Genomic DNA, 18,687 nt, shown 5'->3' on the forward strand with positions numbered 1-18,687 from the left:
CACTATACATGCTGATAAATGCGCCGCTATAACCGGGCACGGCTCAATCAGGTAGACTTTAAACCGATGTTTCATAATGGGCAAAGATGCTTCGGCTTCACGGCATTTTTTATTATTTTTCAGTGAAGACCCCTTGTAGCCCAGTAAAAAGCATTTAGAGCCAGGAATGACGCGCTTTACTTTCTGCTTTGGGGGCGCAAGTACGGTCTTGTTTTGGGCCGTACTTGCAATTGTGATCCCCCAATTTTAAAACTTTCCGGCCTTAGTTCGTTTTTATCATCCTGATTACCTGAAAGGGCCATCCTTCCTGCCGCACCTCCATGAGGTACAGCCCGGACGGCAGGCTGCTCACGTCCCACTCTGTAGCCACCTCGCCCGGCTGCAGTTGCCGCTGCCCCACGACTTGCCCCACCTGATTGCGCAATATGGCTATACCCCCGCTTTCGGGGGCTTTGGAAAAGGCGAGGGTGAAGGCGTCTCGTGCCGGGTTGGGGAAGACGCTGGCCTCCCGTTCTTCCGGCTGTGCTGCTGCGGCGCCTTCATTGAAGAGGGCCAGGCTGTTGCCGCCTGCGTTGGACTGCCATTGCACCCGGCTGAAGGTGGCCTGTGCCTGCCCGTTCGGGTCAGTGGTGAAGACGGCCAGCCCCATTTCCACGCAGGGCTGCATCGGCAGGTAAGCCTGATGGAAGAGGGTCCAGCTTCCGTTGTCCGAGGTGCGGTAGAAAGCCCGGATGTAGTCGTTCTGCCGCACGAGCCTTAGCCAGTAGGGGAAGGGTGCGAAAGAGGTATTGGAAGCCCTCGGCCCGTTGTCGGTAGTGCGGATTTCCCGTCTCAGCAGGCTGGTGAGGTTGGAATACACGGCGACCATTTTAGCGCCCGGAGCGCTGCTTTCGCGTATCATGAGCCCGGCGTACCCCCCGCTGACATCCTCGATGCGGGCCTGGATGCCGCCATTGTTGCACAGTTCGCGCCCGATGAAGGCGAGGTTGTCGCTGTTGCTGGGGATGAGATTGTAGGCGCCGGTGGATACAGTGAAGTCGCCCCGGTTAGGATTTTTACGTGCGCAGGGGGCGTAAGCGTAGTCGCTGCCGGCACCCTGATCGCCGATATCGCTGGCAGCCCAGCCTGAGGGCAGAGCGGTGCCGGGTATTACCGATACATTAGCCGTACAGTTGTCGCTGTTGCCACTGGGGTCTGTTACCGTCACTGTAACCGGGAAGATAAGGCCCACATCGTCACAGCCAAAGGTGGTGGATGGGAAAGAGACGTTGTCGATGGCGCCCGGTACGGGCCCGCCCAGTGCGGGCAAGTATGGGCAGTTGTCGCTGCTGTTGGCGGCATCGTACACATCGCCCTGCTGCAAGTGGTACAGCCCGTCCGGCTGTAGCTCGACGGTGGTGTTGAGGCAGACGGCCGTGGGGGCGGTGTTGTCTTCGACTGTAACGTTGTAGTTGCAGTAACCTTGGTTGCCTGCAACATCATTAGCGACCATAGTACGAGAGAAAGTCATGCCTACGTCGTTACAATCAAACATTCGCGCGCCAGGGTCACCCTCTGTGAAGGGGCCCAGAACGTGGCAGTCGTCCGTGATGCTTAGCAAAGCTTCGTCATTGGCCATCATGTACTCCCCGTTAGCATCCAGCTCAACGGTAATGTCTTCGCAGAAAATAACGGGGGCATCACCGTCCACCGTCACCTCAAGGGAATTGGTGCTTGTGCAGCCTGAGACTACGTTAGTTGCTACGAAGGTCAAGGTGTGAATGCCAGGATTTTCCCAGCGCACCTTCACATTGCTGGTGTTGTCACCGGCAAGGATAGTACCGCCGCCTGAAATGCTCCAGGTTACGTCAATATCTGACGCATCAGCCTGGGTGCCGTAGACCGCCTCTTCACCCCCGCAAATGAAGTGGTCAGTGTCGTAGTCAGTGACTCCTGTGAAGGGGTCGGCTAGCGTTGTTCCGGCGGGAAGGAAGGCATCACTGGGGAACAAGCTTACAATCGTCAAGTTCCATGGAACGGTGCGGGTACATCCTCCAACAGGGTCGGCTATTTGCACGAAATAGCTGTACGTATCCTCTTCCAAAGATTCCGTTGGCGTGAAGGTATTGGTGGCAACTGCATAAGTGCCAGCCGACAGGGTCGCTGCCTCGTCCGTGAACACGCCTGCGATGTCAAAGTCTGTCGGGCTGCTAAGCGTAAAGGCTGGGCTAACGGCATTGCAGCTATTGGAGGTTACCGGCGCAACGATAATCTCATTGTTGGTCACGTTCGGTATCGGGTTACCACCGGGGTAGGCGATGACGCCTTCGTTAGTGAAGCCCGAGTTGGTGTGCGGCTCTGCCGTGCTCGATAAGACCACACCTGAGTTGTTGAGCGTAGCATCGTTGTACAGGGGTGCGTAGATATTGAGTACTGCACAGGTTTCGTTGTCAAGTGAGCCATTATTGTAAATGGCTTGGGCACCAACGGCCGCGCTGGCACCGATGCTGACTGTTCCGCTATTGGCGAACGTATTAGAGAAGAGGAGCAGCCCCGTGTTGCTGGTGCGGTCAATACTAATTTCACCGCTGGTGCCGTTGGTGAACGCCGCCTGATTCCACAGCCCCCATTCGCCTATGCCTGTATTTCCGCCTAGTACTATAGTGCCTGTGTTTTCGAAGGAGTCTGACTGGTGGCGCAGGCCGGTGACGGTCGAATTGTCAATGCTCAGTTCGCCGCTGTTGTTGAATTGGTTTTCGTTCCAAAGCCCCCAGTCGCCTACTGTTTCGTTGGCGCCGATGGCCAGCTTGCCAGCGTTGGTGAAAGCGCCGCCCCCAACACTGCCATTGCGCAGCCCGCTTATCCCGCAACGGTCAATAGCGATTTCGCCATCGGCCTCGTTGTCGAACGTGGAGGAGGTATATATGCCCCAGTCGCCGGCGCTGCCAGTGGTACCGATACTGATTTTACCGGTATTCAAAAAGCTGCCAGAACGGTGGTATAGACCGTGATCCCCAGAAGAGCTATTGTAAACATTGTCTACACTAATTTCGCCGTTGTTGAAGAAATTGCCACCATTGAACAGCCCTGTTGATCCCGCTCCGCTGGTACTGCCGATAAAAATTTTGCCGGCATTGGTGAAGGTATCGCCAGAGGCATTGAAAACACCGTTTTGGCTGCTACCGTCGGGTATATTGTCCACATGGATTTCACCGGTGGCCTGATTCTCGAAAGTCCCGTCATTGTACAAGCCGTTGTTGCCGCCGAGTACGTTTTCACCGATCTTGATCAGGCCCGCATTGGTCATCGAACTGTTGAATGCATTTTGGAAGCCCACGTGCGTGAACCGGTCAATGTGTATTTCCGCATCAGCCTGATTGACAAAGGTAGCCTCGTTGTAAACCCCCGGACTGAAATTGGTAATCGTCACATTAATGCCGACGATGATCTTGCCCCCATTAGTGAAAGTACCCTCATCATGTTGCAGGCCAGTTCTAGAGATACGGTCTATTTGAATCTCGGCGCCGGCATAGTTGTTGAACGTACTTCGGTTATAGAGAGCAGGAGCAGGACCAGTTCCAAGCACTGTGGGCGCTATTTTGATCAAGCCGCTATTGTCGAACGAGCTGTTGAGTTCGTTGTGGATACCTACGCTAAAGCGGTCTATCAGTATCTCGCCATCGGCTTTGTTTTCAAATAAGGCCGAGGCGCCGGAGGCACTTTGGTTGTAAATGCCGGGGCCGCCGATATTGGCTATTTGTCCGATGGCGATTTCGCCCGCATTGGTAAACGAACTGCTGACGCCACCGGTCGTGGTGGTGAAAATACCGGAACTGCCGTTATCCAATTCGATTTTGCCGCTGGCGAGGTTTTGGATATGGCCGAAGTTGTAAATGCAGGTGTTCAGAGGCCCGGATAGTTGGCCAATGGCCAACCGCCCCGAATTGGAAATTGTACTGTTGGGACGGTTGTCTATGCCCGCGCCGTTGTAGCGGTCTATTTCTATTTCCCCGCCATTGTTCTGGATGTCGCCTTCGTTGTAGATGCCTGGTCGGGAGGTACCCACCACCGCACCGGTAATGATTTTCCCTTCATTAGCCAAGGTGCCGCCTTTGTTCCATAAGCCGATGTTGCCCGTGCGGTCAATGCTCAATTCACTGCCAGCCTCGTTGCTGAACGAGCCTTCGTTGACCAGCCCGTACTCGCCCGGGCTGATGCTCTGCCCGATGTCAATTTGGCCGTTGTTGGTCACTGTACCTTGGTTGTACAGGCCGCCGGAAGGCATACCCGTAGCGCCTTCCAGGGTGAGGCTGCCCATAGCCTCTAGGGTTAGCGAGGCATCGGGCATGACCATAACCGTCATGGCTGCCGCTGCCGTGCCGTCCATGATGACGGGGGCATTGACTACATCCGGAATGACGACTTCATTGTCGGCAATGGGCACGCAACCGGCATCCCAGTTGGAGGCATTGCCCCAATCGGTATCAGCAGCTCCAGTCCAGGTCAGCGTCCCCGTGGCTGGGCAAGTTGGCAAGGCTTCGGCCACCTGGGCATTGCCTGGTAAGGGTTTAGGGGTTTTGATCCCGGCTTGGTAGGTATCGGCCTGGTTGCTGCTAACGGTAACAATTCCACCGATGCCACTTCTGGACAGCTTGGGGGCCTCGTTTACGCCACCTGGCTCAATTAGCAATATATCAGTAGCTGAAATGAAAGAGATATGCCCTGACCAGGCCGGCGTCACAGCCAACAGCATAGACAATATCCATAGCCCAACCTGCCTTGCCTTATTGAAACATGAATTTACTGTATCGTAGTGCATATTATTTTTGGAAGGTGTCATTAGTGAGTGTTTTTGTAAAGGTCATGGTCTCTGCCGAGATGCGCTATTTTAGGGCATGCCACAATTCGGTCAGCATGTGCCCCATTTCGGTCAAACAGCCCAAAAGCCTGCGCTGGCGGAGCTGGAACTTGCTACACTATTCAGGATGAACATTCATTCCGGATGTTGAAAATAGGAGGAAGGCAGGCGCCCGAACCGGGACTGGAATAACTGTGAGAAGTAGGCTCGCTTTTGGATGCCCACCTGCCGGGCGGCCTCTGCGACGCTGGCTACAAGGCCGCCTTCGAGCAGTTGACGAGCCTGTTGTAAACGTATTTCGCGAAGGTATAAATTAGGCGTCAGGCCGGTTTCTGCTTTGATGCGGCGGTGGAAGCTGCTGCGGCTTAGCCCGGTTTTTTTCGCCAGGAAATCTATGCTCAGCTGTGGGGCATTGAGGGACGTGAGAGCGATTTTTTCCACGGTCTCCAGCCATTCCTGCTCAGCGGCACCTTCATTTGGTTCGGGCACCTGATCTTCTGCGGCGAACTGCAGGCGTAGCCGCAGGTTGGCCAGCAAGTTGGCGATTCGGGCGAGCAGCTCTTCTTCCTCAAAGGGCTTGAGCAGGTAATCGTCCACGCCCATACGGAGGGCGCGCAGCCGGTTTTCGCTGCCTGCTTTGGCGGTGAGCATCACGAAAGGGACTTTTCGCAGCTTTTCTTCGGCTTTCACGCTTTCCAGCAGCGTAAAGCCATCCATCACGGGCATCATGACATCGCTCAGGATGAGCAGGTTTTGAACCGGAGCTTCCGATTGGAGGTATTGCAGGGCTTGCTGCCCATTTTCCACTGCCGCCACTTCGTAGTGGGCTTCCAAAATTTGTTGGAGGTAATACCGGAGGTCGTGATTGTCTTCGGCTAGCAGGATGGTGGCCTGTTCTGCAGCCTGCCCGGCTGCATTGGTTGCCGTCGGGAGCTGATAGACTATGGGCTCTACAGCTTCTTTAAGACTCTTTTCTGGACTGCTGCTACTGCTGCTTTTTGAAGCTTTAGGTTCACTCAGTGGCAAAGGCAGGCGACAGGTGAAAGTGCTCCCTTCGCCTATGCGGCTTTCCACCGTGATGTCTCCCCCCATCAGCACCGCAAACGATTTGGCCAAAGCCAGGCCTATACCGCTGCCCGCGGTAGCAAGAACATCGTTTCGGGTTTGGAAGTAGCGCTCGAAAACGTGGGGCAGGTCTTCGGGAGTTATGCCACTGCCGGTATCGGTAACGGCTGCGCACAGTTGCAGTACCTGCTTGTTCTGCTGCGCTGTAGCCTGTCTGCTCACCGTCAGTTGGACCCTGCCTGATGCAGTGAATTTCAGGGCGTTGTCTATTAGGTTGCTAATGATTTTTTCAAATTTTGGCGCGTCGAGCAGTACCGTCGGCATCTCCGGTAATTGCCAGTCGAGCACCAAATCTATGCCTTTCTGCGCAGCTGCGGGTTCGAAGCGTTCCAATGTATTTTGCAGCAGCGGCTTCAGCTCCACTAAGCTTCTTTGCAGGGCTGCTTTTCCGGCATCGAGGCGGCTGAGTTCGAGGAGCTCTTCAATTTGCAGGCGCAGGAGCTCGCCGTTTTTTTCCATTATTTCCAGGTGTTGCCGTATAGCAGGCAGGTTGAGGCTTTCGTTTTTCAGTATCCGCTTCAGGGGGCTGAGGATGAGCGTAAGCGGGGTGCGGAGCTCATGGCTAATGTTGGCGAAAAACTGGGATTTTATCCGGTCCAGTTCCTGAAGTTCGCTGGCCTGTTGCTCAATAATCTCTTTATCCGCCCATATTTGCGCCGTGCGCTTTTCGACCTCAGCCTTGAGGCGCAGCTTTTCCGTGCGCAGGCGGCTGATCCATGCGGCGATCAGCGCCATACCCGCCAGCAGGAGGAGCAGGTAAAACCAAGCGCTTTGGTAAAAAAATTGCTTCACATGGACGTTCAGCTCGATGGTGTTTTTTGAAAGGGTACCGCTAGGGCCTGCACCCCGCACATGAAGGCGGTACTTGCCCGGAGGCAGGTTGTTGTAGCGCACTTCGGCTACATTGCCCAGCGACACCCAATCGGCATCGTAGCCTTCCAAAAAGACGGAGTAGCTGTTTTGTTCCGGGTGCGAAAAATGGTCGAGGGCAAAGCGAAGCTGCAAAAAGCGGTTAGCCGCTGGCAGCACGACTGAACGCAGCTTGCTCAAGCCATGCGTCCGCGTGATGAGGGAGTCTCCCCTTGGCCCAAAAAAGGCAATCTCCGACAATAAAATTCCCGGGACCGCCTTCTCCGCCATCAGTTCCTCCGCCCGAAAGGCGTTGAAACCATCCATGCCCCCGATAAAATAGGTGCCCTCTTCGGTACGGTAAAAGGAATGGCGGTTAAACTCGTTGTGGTTGAAGCCTTCGGAGGTGTAGAAATTGCGAAACCGCTTCGCCCTGGGTTCAAAATAGCTTAAGCCCCTGAAAGTAGCCAGCCATATATTACCGCGTTCATCGGGCAAGATTGCGCATACGTTGTTGTCGGGCAAGCCGTTGCGGTCTGTGTAGGTTTCTACCTGGCCTGTAGCCGCGTCGAACAGGTGCAACCCACCCTGTGTGCCCAGCCAAAGCCGACCGTCGGGAGCTTCGTGGATGGCCATAATGTTGTTGCTAAATGGTGCGGGCCTATTTCCTTCATCGCCAAAGGATACGAAACTGCTGTCCTCAGGGTCGAACTGCACCAGCCCTTTTTCCGTGCCTATCCATATTTTGCCGTCGCGAGCCTGCATAATGCAGTTGGGGATTACGCCCTGAGTGAATGAAAATCCATAATTGCCTGGCAGTTCGACGAATTGGCTGGTGGCAGGGTCAAACTTTTGCAAGGTACCAATCGAAGCTATATAAAACATCCCGGACTTATCCGGCAGCAGCGCTTCGATACGGTATTTGTTTTTGAAAGCCCGCACACTGCCGTCCGAGGGGCGGTAGCGTAGCAGGTAGCCATCAGGTGTGGCTGTCACCGGCGGGTTTCCGTAAGCCGATGCCCAGATATCGCCATTGGTATCCTTAATCAGGTTGCGCGGGTACTGCGGAGGGTCCAGGTCCGGGTAGCCGGTATCCCCGATCTGAATGGGGCTTATGCGATCGGAGGCCCTGTCAAGCCGGTACCATCCGTGCCGCTCTGTCGTAATAATTAGGCCCCCTTGCCCGTCACTCATCATCCCACGTCCACTGATGTCCATCTTCGCTAAGTAGCTCTTGACATTCCGCTCCCTCGTATTGATCTTCAAAAGCCCACTGTCTGAGACCAGGTAGAAAAAATCCGAGAAATTTCGCCCGTACACCAGGAAGCCGAAAGGTGGCCTGCTGGATAAGTCTTCTATTTCAGTAAAGTTACCTTCCGGATCGAGCATCCATAAAGATTTAATACTACTGCTCTTTTCCTTAGCACCGAATAGCAGGTTGCCGTGCTCGTCAGCTTTACAGATACCGTAGTCGTCGTCGGGAAAGCGCGCATCCAGTTCTATCTTGCCCTTGGCCAGGTCTACGCGGTAAATACCGCTTTTGGCGTCATACGCGAGTATGATCCCGCCTTGTTTTTCTGCCTGGAAAAAGTTCAAGGCTTCGTTCTTTCTTCCTTTTGGTGAAAAGCGTCGCAGCAGTTGCCCATCGTTGCTCAGGTGCAGCAGTCCGTTTTCCTGATCGTGGAGCAGAAACGAACCGTCTTCCTGAGCCGCCAAATGAAAACGCCGGCTGCCTTGTGCTGTCATCTTGGGGTTGGTCAGCCGTTTCTCCCGGCGCTCAAAGCATCGCTCGAAGGCTCCGTCTAAGTATTCGAACAGGGCATAGCCTTCGTCGTGCTCGGTGATGAAGAACACCCGGCCATCGGCCTGCCGGCAAGCTGTCCTGATGGCACCCCGGGGTGAGGTGCCTGCGCCTATGTCGTGGGTCTTAAGTGCGTTGGTTGCAGGGTTCAGTACATCCACGGTATGCACGCCATTGAACAGCGCGAGCTGCCCGTCCTGAGTAGGCAAAACTTGCATCACATCGTTGTAGCTGATGCGGTTGGGCGTGCCTTGAGCATCAGTGTACGCTACGTACCGGTGCCCGTCATAGCGGAATAAGCCAAGTTTCGTAGCCAGCCAAAGGTAGCCTTCCGGCCCGGTAGCCATATCCCAGATGAGGCGCTGCGTGGGCAAAGGCAGGGTGCTTTCCGAAAGTGGCCCCTGTGCGCTCAGCAAGCCGCCGCCAAGTAGATACGGCAGCAGCACTGCTATTGCAAACGATATTTTGAGCCTGGATTTCATGGAACTCCACTAGTGGTTTACAAACATACAACCATTTGTATTGAAGATGCAATACTTCATCGGATAGATTGATAAGCCGGACAAACATAGATAGCCGGTACAGAGGCTAAAAAAAGAGAATTGCCCGGCGCGTAAACCCCGGGCAATTCTCAGAATACTGTAAAGTAAAAGAGGTGCTATGCTAGTTGGCTTTCACCACCCGCAGCACCTGTGGCGGCCACCCTCCCTGGCGCACCTCCAAAAGGTACAGCCCGCCCGGCAGGCGGCTTATGTCCCAATCCGTAGCGGCCTCGCCCGGCAGCAGTTGGCGCTGCTCCAGAGCCTGTCCCATCTGATTGCGCAATATGGCTATACCCCCGCTTTCTGGCGCTTTGGAAAAGGCGAGGGTGAAGGCGTCTCGTGCCGGGTTGGGGAAGACGCTGGCCTCCCGTTCTTCCGGCTGTGCTGCTGCGGCGCCATCATTGAAGAGGGCCAGGCTGTTGCCACCCACGTTGGACTGCCACTGCACCTGGCTGAAGGTAGCCTGTGCCTGCCCGTTCGGGTCAGTGGTGAAGACGGCCAGCCCCATTTCCACGCAGGGCTGCATCGGCAGGTAAGCCTGATGGAAGAGGGTCCAGCTGCCGTTGTCCGAGGTGCGGTAGAAAGCCCGGATGTAGTCGTTCTGCCGCACGAGCCTTAGCCAGTAGGGGAAGGGTGCGAAAGAGGTATTGGAAGCCCTCGGCCCGTTGTCGGTAGTGCGGATTTCCCGCCTCAGCAGGCTGGTGAGGTTGGAATACACGGCGACCATTTTAGCGCCCGGAGCGCTGCTTTCGCGTATCATGAGCCCGGCGTACCCTCCGCTGACATCCTCGATGCGGGCCTGAATGCCGCCGTTATTGCACAGCTCGCGCCCGATGAAGGCGAGGTTGTCGCTGTTGTTGGGGATGAGATTGTAGGCGCCGGTGGATACAGTGAAGTCGCCCCGGTTAGGGTTATTGCTGGCGCAGGGGTCGTAGTCATAGCTGCTGCCGGCGCCCTGGCTGCCGATATCGCTGGCGGCCCAGCCGGCGGGCAGGGCGGTGCCGGCTTCCACGCTGACCATAGCTATACATTGGTCTGTATTCCCACTGAAATCTTCCACCGTCACAGTGATGGCGAAGGCTGCCCCGGCCTGATCACAGGTAAAGGAAACGGGAGGAAAGCTTACAGCGGTAATCCCACAATTATCACTGCTGGCCCCCGCATTATAAACATCGGTTGGCTTTAGCGCATATGTTCCGTTTGGCTCCAGGTTGACGGTGGTGTTAAGGCAGATGGCAGTGGGAGGCACATTATCTTCAACTGTAATAGTGGCTGAACAGGTCGAAGTGTTCCCGATCACATCAGAAGCCGTAAGGGTGACTGTACTGGCTCCGAGATTCGTACAGTTGAAATTCAGGATAGAGGCATTGTCCACCTCAAAGGATAGGGTACTGCATCCAGAGGATGCATTGTTAAGGGCTGAGGCTGGCAAGCTGCCGGTTCCGTTTATTTCGAGACTGACCGTTTGATTTTGACAACTGGCAACAACCGTTGCGCAGGTGCCAGGCATTGTTTCTCCCACCTGTATACTGTTGCTTCGGCAGCCGTTGGCACTGAGCACGGAGGCGATGATGGTCTGTGCCGGGCCGTCCTGATCGTATTCCGGCAGTGTGCTGCTCCAGCTTGCGCCGTTATCGGTGCTGTACTCCAAAGTGCCGCCCGTGCCACTGACCGTGCCTATGGCGATGCTGCCGCCGCTGAGGCTACAATCGTTGCAAGTGCTGTTGGTAATGGCTAAGTCGCCTGTGGGCGCGGCGGGCGTGATGCACTCGCCCGGTGCGGTCACGCCTACTTGCGTGCTGTTGCTTCGGCAGCCGTTGGCGGCCAGCACACTAGCGAGTATGGTCTGTGCCGGGCCATCCTGATTGTATTCCGGCAGTGTGCTGCTCCAGCTTGCGCCGTTATCGGTGCTGTATTCCAGCGTGCCGCCCGTGCTGCTGACCGTGCCTATGGCGATGCTACCGCCGGAAAGGCTACAGTCAGTGCAAGTGCTGTTGGTGATGGCTAAGTCGCCCGTGGGCGCGGCGGGCGTGATGCACTCGCCCGGTGCGGTTATGCCTACTTGCGTGCTGTTGCTTCGGCAGCCGTTGGCGGCCAGCACACTAGCGAGTATGGTCTGTGCCGGGCCATCCTGATTGTATTCCGGCAATGTGCTGCTCCAGCTTGCGCCGTTGTCGGTGCTGTATTCCAGCGTGCCGCCCGTGCCACTGACCGTGCCTATGGCGATGCTGCCGCCGCTGAGGCTACAATCGTTGCAAGTGCTGTTGGTAATGGCTAAGTCGCCCGTGGGCGCGGCGGGCGTGATGCACTCGCCCGGTGCGGTTATGCCTACTTGCGTGCTGTTGCTTCGGCAGCCGTTGGCGGCCAGCACACTAGCGAGTATGGTCTGTGCCGGGCCATCCTGATTGTATTCCGGCAATGTGCTGCTCCAGCTTGCGCCGTTGTCGGTGCTGTATTCCAGCGTGCCGCCCGTGCCACTGACCGTGCCTATGGCGATGCTGCCGCCGCTGAGGCTACAATCGTTGCAAGTGCTGTTGGTAATGGCTAAGTCGCCCGTGGGCGCGGCGGGCGTGATGCACTCGCCCGGTGCGGTTATGCCTACTTGCGTGCTGTTGCTTCGGCAGCCGTTGGCGGCCAGCACACTAGCGAGTATGGTCTGTGCCGGGCCATCCTGATTGTATTCCGGCAATGTGCTGCTCCAGCTTGCGCCGTTGTCGGTGCTGTATTCCAGCGTGCCGCCCGTGCCACTGACCGTGCCTATGGCGATGCTGCCGCCGCTGAGGCTACAATCGTTGCAAGTGCTGTTGGTAATGGCTAAGTCGCCCGTGGGCGCGGCGGGCGTGATGCACTCGCCCGGTGCGGTTATGCCTACTTGCGTGCTGTTGCTTCGGCAGCCGTTGGCGGCCAGCACACTAGCGAGTATGGTCTGTGCCGGGCCATCCTGATTGTATTCCGGCAGTGTGCTGCTCCAGCTTGCGCCGTTATCGGTGCTGTATTCCAGCGTGCCGCCCGTGCCACTGACCGTGCCTATGGCGATGCTGCCGCCGCTGAGGCTACAATCGTTGCAAGTGCTGTTGGTAATGGCTAAGTCGCCCGTGGGCGCGGCGGGCGTGATGCACTCGCCCGGTGCGGTTATGCCTACTTGCGTGCTGTTGCTTCGGCAGCCGTTGGCACTGAGCACGGAGGCGATGATGGCCTGTGCCGGGCCGTCCTGATCGTATTCCGGCAGTGTGCTGCTCCAGCTTGCGCCGTTGTCGGTGCTGTATTCCAGCGTGCCGCCCGTGCCACTGACCGTGCCTATGGCGATGCTGCCGCCGCTGAGGCTACAATCGTTGCAAGTGCTGTTGGTAATGGCTAAGTCGCCCGTGGGCGCGGCGGGCGTGATGCACTCGCCCGGTGCGGTTATGCCTACTTGCGTGCTGTTGCTTCGGCAGCCGTTGGCGGCCAGCACACTAGCGAGTATGGTCTGTGCCGGGCCGTCCTGATTGTATTCCGGCAGTGTGCTGCTCCAGCTTGCGCCGTTATCGGTGCTGTATTCCAGCGTGCCGCCCGTGCTGCTGACCGTGCCTATGGCGATGCTACCGCCGGAAAGGCTACAGTCAGTGCAAGTGCTGTTGGTGATGGACAGGGTGCCAGTAGGTGCATCAGGTACGCATTCGTCGGGTGCTGTAATACCTACTTGTGTGCTGTTGCTGCGGCAGCCATTGGCGGCCAATACACTGGCCAAGATGGTCTGCGCAGGGCCGGTCTGATTGTAGGTGGGCAGTGTGCTGCTCCAGGTATCGCCGTTATCGGTGGAGTACTCGAGGGTACCGTCACTGCCGCTGACCGTACCGAGAGCGATACTGCCATCGCTGAGCATGCAGTTGGTGCAGACGTTGTTGGTGATCGCCAGGGTGCCTGTCGGGGCATCCGGCGCTGCACCACGGGGGCTGGTCATCACCCGGTTGGTACCACCATTTGTCACGGCCACAAACAGGCCATTGCCGTAGGTTACTGACAACCATTGATTGTTTTCTGCCGCTGCGCGGGCCGTCCAGTTGATGCCATCGGGGCTGGTCATCACGCGGTTAGCGCCATCACCTGCCACGGCCACGAACAGGACATTGCCATAGGTTACTGAGAACCATAGATTGTTTTCTATTGCTGCACGGGCCGTCCAGTTGATCCCATCAGGGCTCGTCATCACGCGGTTAGCGCCATTAACTGCTACGGCGACGAACAGGCCATTGCCGTAGGTTACTGAGAACCATTGATTGTTTCCTGCCGCTGCGCGGGCAGTCCAGTTGATGCCATCGGGGCTGGTCATCACGCGGTTAGCACCATTAACTGCCACGGCCACAAACAGGCCATTGCCGTAGGTTACTGAGAACCATGAATTGTTGTTTGCTGCTGCACGGGCCGTCCAGTTGATCCCATCAGGGCTGGTCATCACGCGGTTAGCGCCAGCAGTTGCCACGGCCACGAACAGGCCATTACCGTAAGTCACTGATTGCCATCCATTGAGTTCTGGCCCACTTTGGGCGGTCCAGTTGATCCCATCGGGGCTGATCATCACATTGATAGCGCCACTGCCTACCGCTACAAACAGGCCATTGCCATAGGTTACCGACAGCCACACAGTGTTTGCTGCCGCTGAGCGTGCCGTCCAGTTGATCCCATCAGGGCTGGTCATCACGCTGTTGGCGCCACTACTTGCCACGGCCACAAACAGCCCATTACCGTAGGCTACCGAATTCCAGCCGTTATTTGCTGATGCTGAACGCGCAGTCCAGGTCACGCCGCCGGGAGGGCATGGATTAGTCACCTCCATCACAATCTCATTGCTCGTAGCCATAGCCGGATTGGCGCAGAGGTCACTGCTCGTCATCTCTACGGTGACGACATCGCTGTCCTCCAGGGTAGTGCTTGTGAAGGCTGGGCTATTGTCACCTACCGGATTGCCATTTATTTTCCATTGGAAGGTAGGCGTATCTCCACCATTCACCGATATGCTGGTGAAAGTGACTTCTTCACCTATGTTGATACTACTGCCGGGGGTTGCGGTGATGCTGATGGATGGCACTACACCACCGGGGCTCGTCATCACGCGGTTGGTGCCATCCAATGACACAGCTACAAACTGTCCATTGCCGTAGGCTACCGACCACCATGAATTATCTTCTGCGGCGGTTCGGGCTGTCCAGTTGATGCCATCGGGGCTTGTCATCACGCGGTTGGTGCCACTATTTGCCACGGCCACGAACAGGCCATTGCCGTAGGTTGCAGAAAACCATGAATTTTGCTCTGCTGCCATGCGGGCTGTCCAGTTGATACCATCGGGGCTTGTCATCACGCGGTTGGTGCCATCCCATGACACAGCTACAAACAGGCCATTGCCATAGGCTACCGACCACCATGAATTATCTTCTGCGGCGGTTCGGGCTGTCCAGGTGATGCCATCGGGGCTCGTCATTATGCGGTTGGTGCCACTTGCAGCCACCGCGACAAACAAACCATTGCCGTAGGTTGCAGAAACCCATGAATTTTGTTCTGCTGCCATGCGGGCTGTCCAGGTGATGCCATCGGGGCTGGTCATTACGCGATTGGTGCCATCAAAAGCCACCGCTACAAATAAGCCATTGCCATAGGTTACAGAAAGCCATAAATTCTGTTCTGCTGCCATGCGGGCTGTCCAGGTGATGCCATCGGGGCTCGTCATCACGCGGTTGGTGCCACTTTCAGCCACCGCGACAAACAAACCATTGCCGTAAGTTACAGAGCGCCATCCATTCTGTTCTGCTGCCGAGCGAGGCGTCCAGGTAATGCCATCGGGGCTCGTCATCACGCGGTTGGTGCCATCATCTGAAACCGCTACAAACAAGCCATTGCCATAAGTTACTGAATGCCATTGATTCTCTTCTGCTGCCATGCGGGCCGTCCAGACTTCGCCGCCGGGAGGGCAAATCTCCCCCGTACAACTGCAGTTTTCATCTATGGCATCGTTCACAGTACTAGGATTGCCATCATCACATGAATCACCGATATAGGCCATAATGTCCGGACAGTCAAATGGTAGCACCTCAAACTCATACGCACCAATGTCTACAGTAGTGTTTTGTATGCGATCCGCCCCAGTGATATCCGTGGTGACACCGACAGGTATAGCCGTATTATCCCCCGCATCAATAGCCGGGGAACCTTCCTGCAGGCGCAGGTTTCCATTGGCGGCGTCAACGAACAAGGGGTCAACATTCCCGTTGCCGCCGGGGCAGTTGGAACAAGCACTGAAGCCCCCCTGTACGATGGAGTGGCTGACCGTGAAGTCGCCCGAAAGGCGGTTGTCGCTATTGCCCCACAGGATACAGTTTTGCAGCTGGGTGTTGACATTTGCAAAATTGCCAAACACTGCGTTGCGTGTACTATTGCCGCTGATGGTGCAGTTGATGAGCAGGCTTCCCCCGCCGTTAAAGTCAAAGACAACGCCATCGCCGTTGCCCCCATTGGTGTTGCCTATGAACAGGCAGTTGGTGAACACAGGTGAGCAATCGGTCACGTTCATGACGGCAGCACCGTTGCGGGTGGCGAAATTGTTGATGAACGTACAATTGTTGATGGTCGGGCTGGATTGCTGGTTGACCATGGCCCCGCCCTCCTGGGTTGGGATAGATGGGCCATTGGCCCTGCCGCCGCTCAGGGTGAAGCCGTCGAGTACGGCCGTGCCATCGAGGTTGCTGTTGTTGAATAGGTGAATGCTGTTGTCGCTATTATCGCCCGGCGTGCCGATATCGCCGCTTAGGATGGTCTCGTGCGCCGCCCAGTCCCGGACGCTAAAGTCGCCTTCCTGTCCCGGTGTTCCGGAGAAGCCGCCGTAAATAGCCAAGTTGTTCCGCATTGAAAAGCTGGCATTACGGTCGGTCCCGCTCGTGGGCTTGTAGGTGCCTTCCGCCACCCAGATTTCCGTGTAAATGGGATCGGCACTGGCCAGCGCAAAGGCATCCTGCAGGTCATTAAAGGCATTCGCCCATGAAGAGCCATCGTTGTTGCCACTTGCATTAGCCTTAACGTAAATGATGGTACAAGATAATGTGAAGTCAAAGCTGGCTGGGTATTCATAAGCGCCTACGTCAATAGTGGCCGTGCCCGCAGCATTGAACACCCTGGGATTGCCATCAAGGTCGAGCAAACTGGGATTAGCCGCATTATCTGCCGCATCAATGGCTGGGGAGCATTCCTGCAGGCGCAGGTTTCCATTGGCGGCGTCAACGAACAAGGGGTCAACATTCCCGTTGCCGCCGGGGCAGTTGGAACAAGCACTGAAGCCCCCCTGCACGATGGAGTGGCTGATGGTGAAGTCGCCAAATAAGTTATTGTTGCTATTGCCCCACAGGATACAGTTTTGCACCTGGGTGTTGACATTTGCAAAATTTCTCAACACTGCGGAACGGGTAATATTGCCGCTGATGGTGCAGTTGATGAGCAGGCTGCCCCCGCCGTTAAAGTCAAAAATCACCCCATCGCCATTGCCCCCGTTGGTGTTGCCTATGAACAGGCAATTGGTGAACACCGGCGAGCAGTCGGTCACGTTCATGACGGCAGCACCGTTGCGTGTGGCGAAATTGTTGATGAACGTACAATTGTTAATGGTCGGGCTGGATTGCTGGTTGACCATGGCCCCGCCCTCCTGGGTTGGGATAGAAAAGCCATTGGCCCTGCCGCCGCTCAGGGTGAAGCCGTCGAGGACGGCGGTGCCATCGAGGTTGCTGTTGTTGAATAGGTGAATGCTGTTGTCGCTATTATCGCCCGGCGTGCCGATATCGCCGCTTAGGATGGTCTCGTATGCTGCCCAGTCCCGGTCCGCAAAAGTGGGGTTGCCGGTATTGGGGAAGCCACCGTAGATGGCTACGCCGTTTTGCATGGAAAAAGAAATATTGCGGTCGGTACCGGAGGTAGGCTTGTAGGTGCCTTCCGCCACCCAGATTTCCGTTACATCCGGGCAGGAAGCGGTCAGGGCCAGAGCCTCCTGCAGGTCGTTGAAGGCATCGGCCCAGGAGGAGCCGTTGTCGTTGCCATCGGCATCGTCGTTGACGTAGAGGATGTTGCCCGGGCAGATGAAGGCACTCACCTCCGCACTGTTCACGCTCGTCAGGTCGTGGGGGTTGTCCCGAAAAGCTCTATGGTAGTTAAGGGTATCCTGGAATGATGGTCGCGGGGCGGGCGACAATTGTGGCTGGAATGGCAGGGAGGAAGGATCATTATATGCCTGATAAACCTCTAAGGAATCGGCCGTGTGTGCCGGGGTGAAGGTGCGCACCACGAAGTAATTGGTGCCGCCGGGCAGGCCCGTCACGTTGAGGCCGGTGGCTGTTTTGCCGCCGGTGCTTTCGGTGGTGCCGTAGGAAGTGTAGGGACCGCCGGGGGTTGGGGAAGCCAGCACCTCATAGTAGCCACCGTCCCAGGTGTAGCCGATGGGCGTCCAGTTGAGGGTGGCTTCGTTGGCGGCGCCCGGCGTTACCTGTACGTTGGTGGGCGGTACGGTTTGGGTGTTGCGCCAGCCGGGCTGGGCATTATCTACATCGCCGGACGGGGTGTTGACCACGTCAAATTTGTTGTAGTCGATTTTTCTCTCACCACTTGGCGTGGCACTAACCCAATTGGGCGGTAACACCCCCTCTAATTGATTGCCAATATATCTAAAAACATTTGGCACATTATTCGGAAGCGTCCCCCCCACCCGGGTCTGATTGATAAATCGAACGACATTACCCGGCATATCGGGCGGAATAATACCGCCTATGCCGCTGTTGGAAATCTCTAACACCCCGAAATTGGGAAAACTGGTCATGCTATTGCCCAGTAAATCCTGCAAGGTACCGGTAAGGCCGGGATTTGCATCCAGGCGCAGGATGTTGAGCTTCGAGAGGTTGGTGAGGTCTTTGGCGGTGGCGGGATTGTTGGGGTCGGTCCAGCAGCCTCTTATCTGCAGGGTGATCAACTCGGTCAGCTGGTTCAGTTCCGCCGGGAAGTCGGTGGTGAGTTTGTTGGCGCCGCAGGAGACCTGGATTTCACTGACCCGGCCGTTATTGCAGATCACGCCCGGCCAGTCGGGGGCAGCCACCGGGCAGGGGTTGCCGCTGCCCCAGCCGAGGGCGACGTCCCAGCCGTAGTCGTCGCGCAGGGTTTCCATGATTTGCAGGTCGGGCCCGCCGAGTTGGGCGAGGGCGGGGAGGTGGAGGGCCCAGCAGAAGAATATGGACAGCAGGCCTGCCCGAAAAAGGAGGGCGGGCTTGAAAGGGGCGGAGAAAAACAGCATAGTCATTGTGCTTGTGATTTTGACAAATTTTCAAACAACGGCCGCCGCTTTATCGTCAAAGGCAGGGGGCCGTTGCGCCGTGCTTTTCCTGAGTGTTGCAGAACAGGCTCCCAGGCCAAAGAGGCACTCCGAGGCTGTATTTTCAGGAAAAAAGCACTGTCACGAAGATGCGGTAATCAGTGGCAGCGGATTCCCATTTTCCATTCTGAATGGTGGACTCTCCATTCATTATTAAAATTAA

Annotated in this window: 3 protein-coding genes; all 3 read right to left on the reverse strand. The window is 56.4% G+C overall.

Translation table 11 applies throughout. The annotated features are described in order from the left end of the window. Nucleotides 1-262: 262 nt before the first annotated feature. The gene (locus tag ACO08I_RS28835) at nucleotides 263-4,819 is read right to left on the reverse strand and encodes a T9SS type A sorting domain-containing protein (protein ID WP_421947915.1); all 4,557 of its coding nucleotides are present in this window, start codon (nucleotides 4,817-4,819) and stop codon (nucleotides 263-265) included. 153 nt (nucleotides 4,820-4,972) lie between these two features. Continuing rightward, nucleotides 4,973-9,094, reverse strand: coding sequence for an ATP-binding protein (locus tag ACO08I_RS28840; protein ID WP_421947916.1), 4,122 nt, complete (start codon nucleotides 9,092-9,094; stop codon nucleotides 4,973-4,975). A gap of 181 nt (nucleotides 9,095-9,275) precedes the next feature. After that, nucleotides 9,276-18,452 (reverse strand): choice-of-anchor Q domain-containing protein, encoded by a 9,177-nt coding sequence (locus ACO08I_RS28845; RefSeq protein ID WP_421947917.1) that lies wholly within the window; start codon nucleotides 18,450-18,452, stop codon nucleotides 9,276-9,278. Nucleotides 18,453-18,687: the final 235 nt, after the last annotated feature.

The organism is Phaeodactylibacter xiamenensis, from assembly GCF_965229835.1.
Classification (GTDB): Bacteria; Bacteroidota; Bacteroidia; order Chitinophagales; family Saprospiraceae; genus Phaeodactylibacter; species Phaeodactylibacter xiamenensis.

Coding starts and splice junctions, on each gene's coding strand:
- ACO08I_RS28840 (WP_421947916.1), bottom strand. CDS start 9,094: ATGAAATCCAGGCTCAAAATATCGTTTGCAATAGCAGTGCTGCTGCCG.
- ACO08I_RS28845 (WP_421947917.1), bottom strand. CDS start 18,452: ATGACTATGCTGTTTTTCTCCGCCCCTTTCAAGCCCGCCCTCCTTTTT.
- ACO08I_RS28835 (WP_421947915.1), bottom strand. CDS start 4,819: ATGACACCTTCCAAAAATAATATGCACTACGATACAGTAAATTCATGT.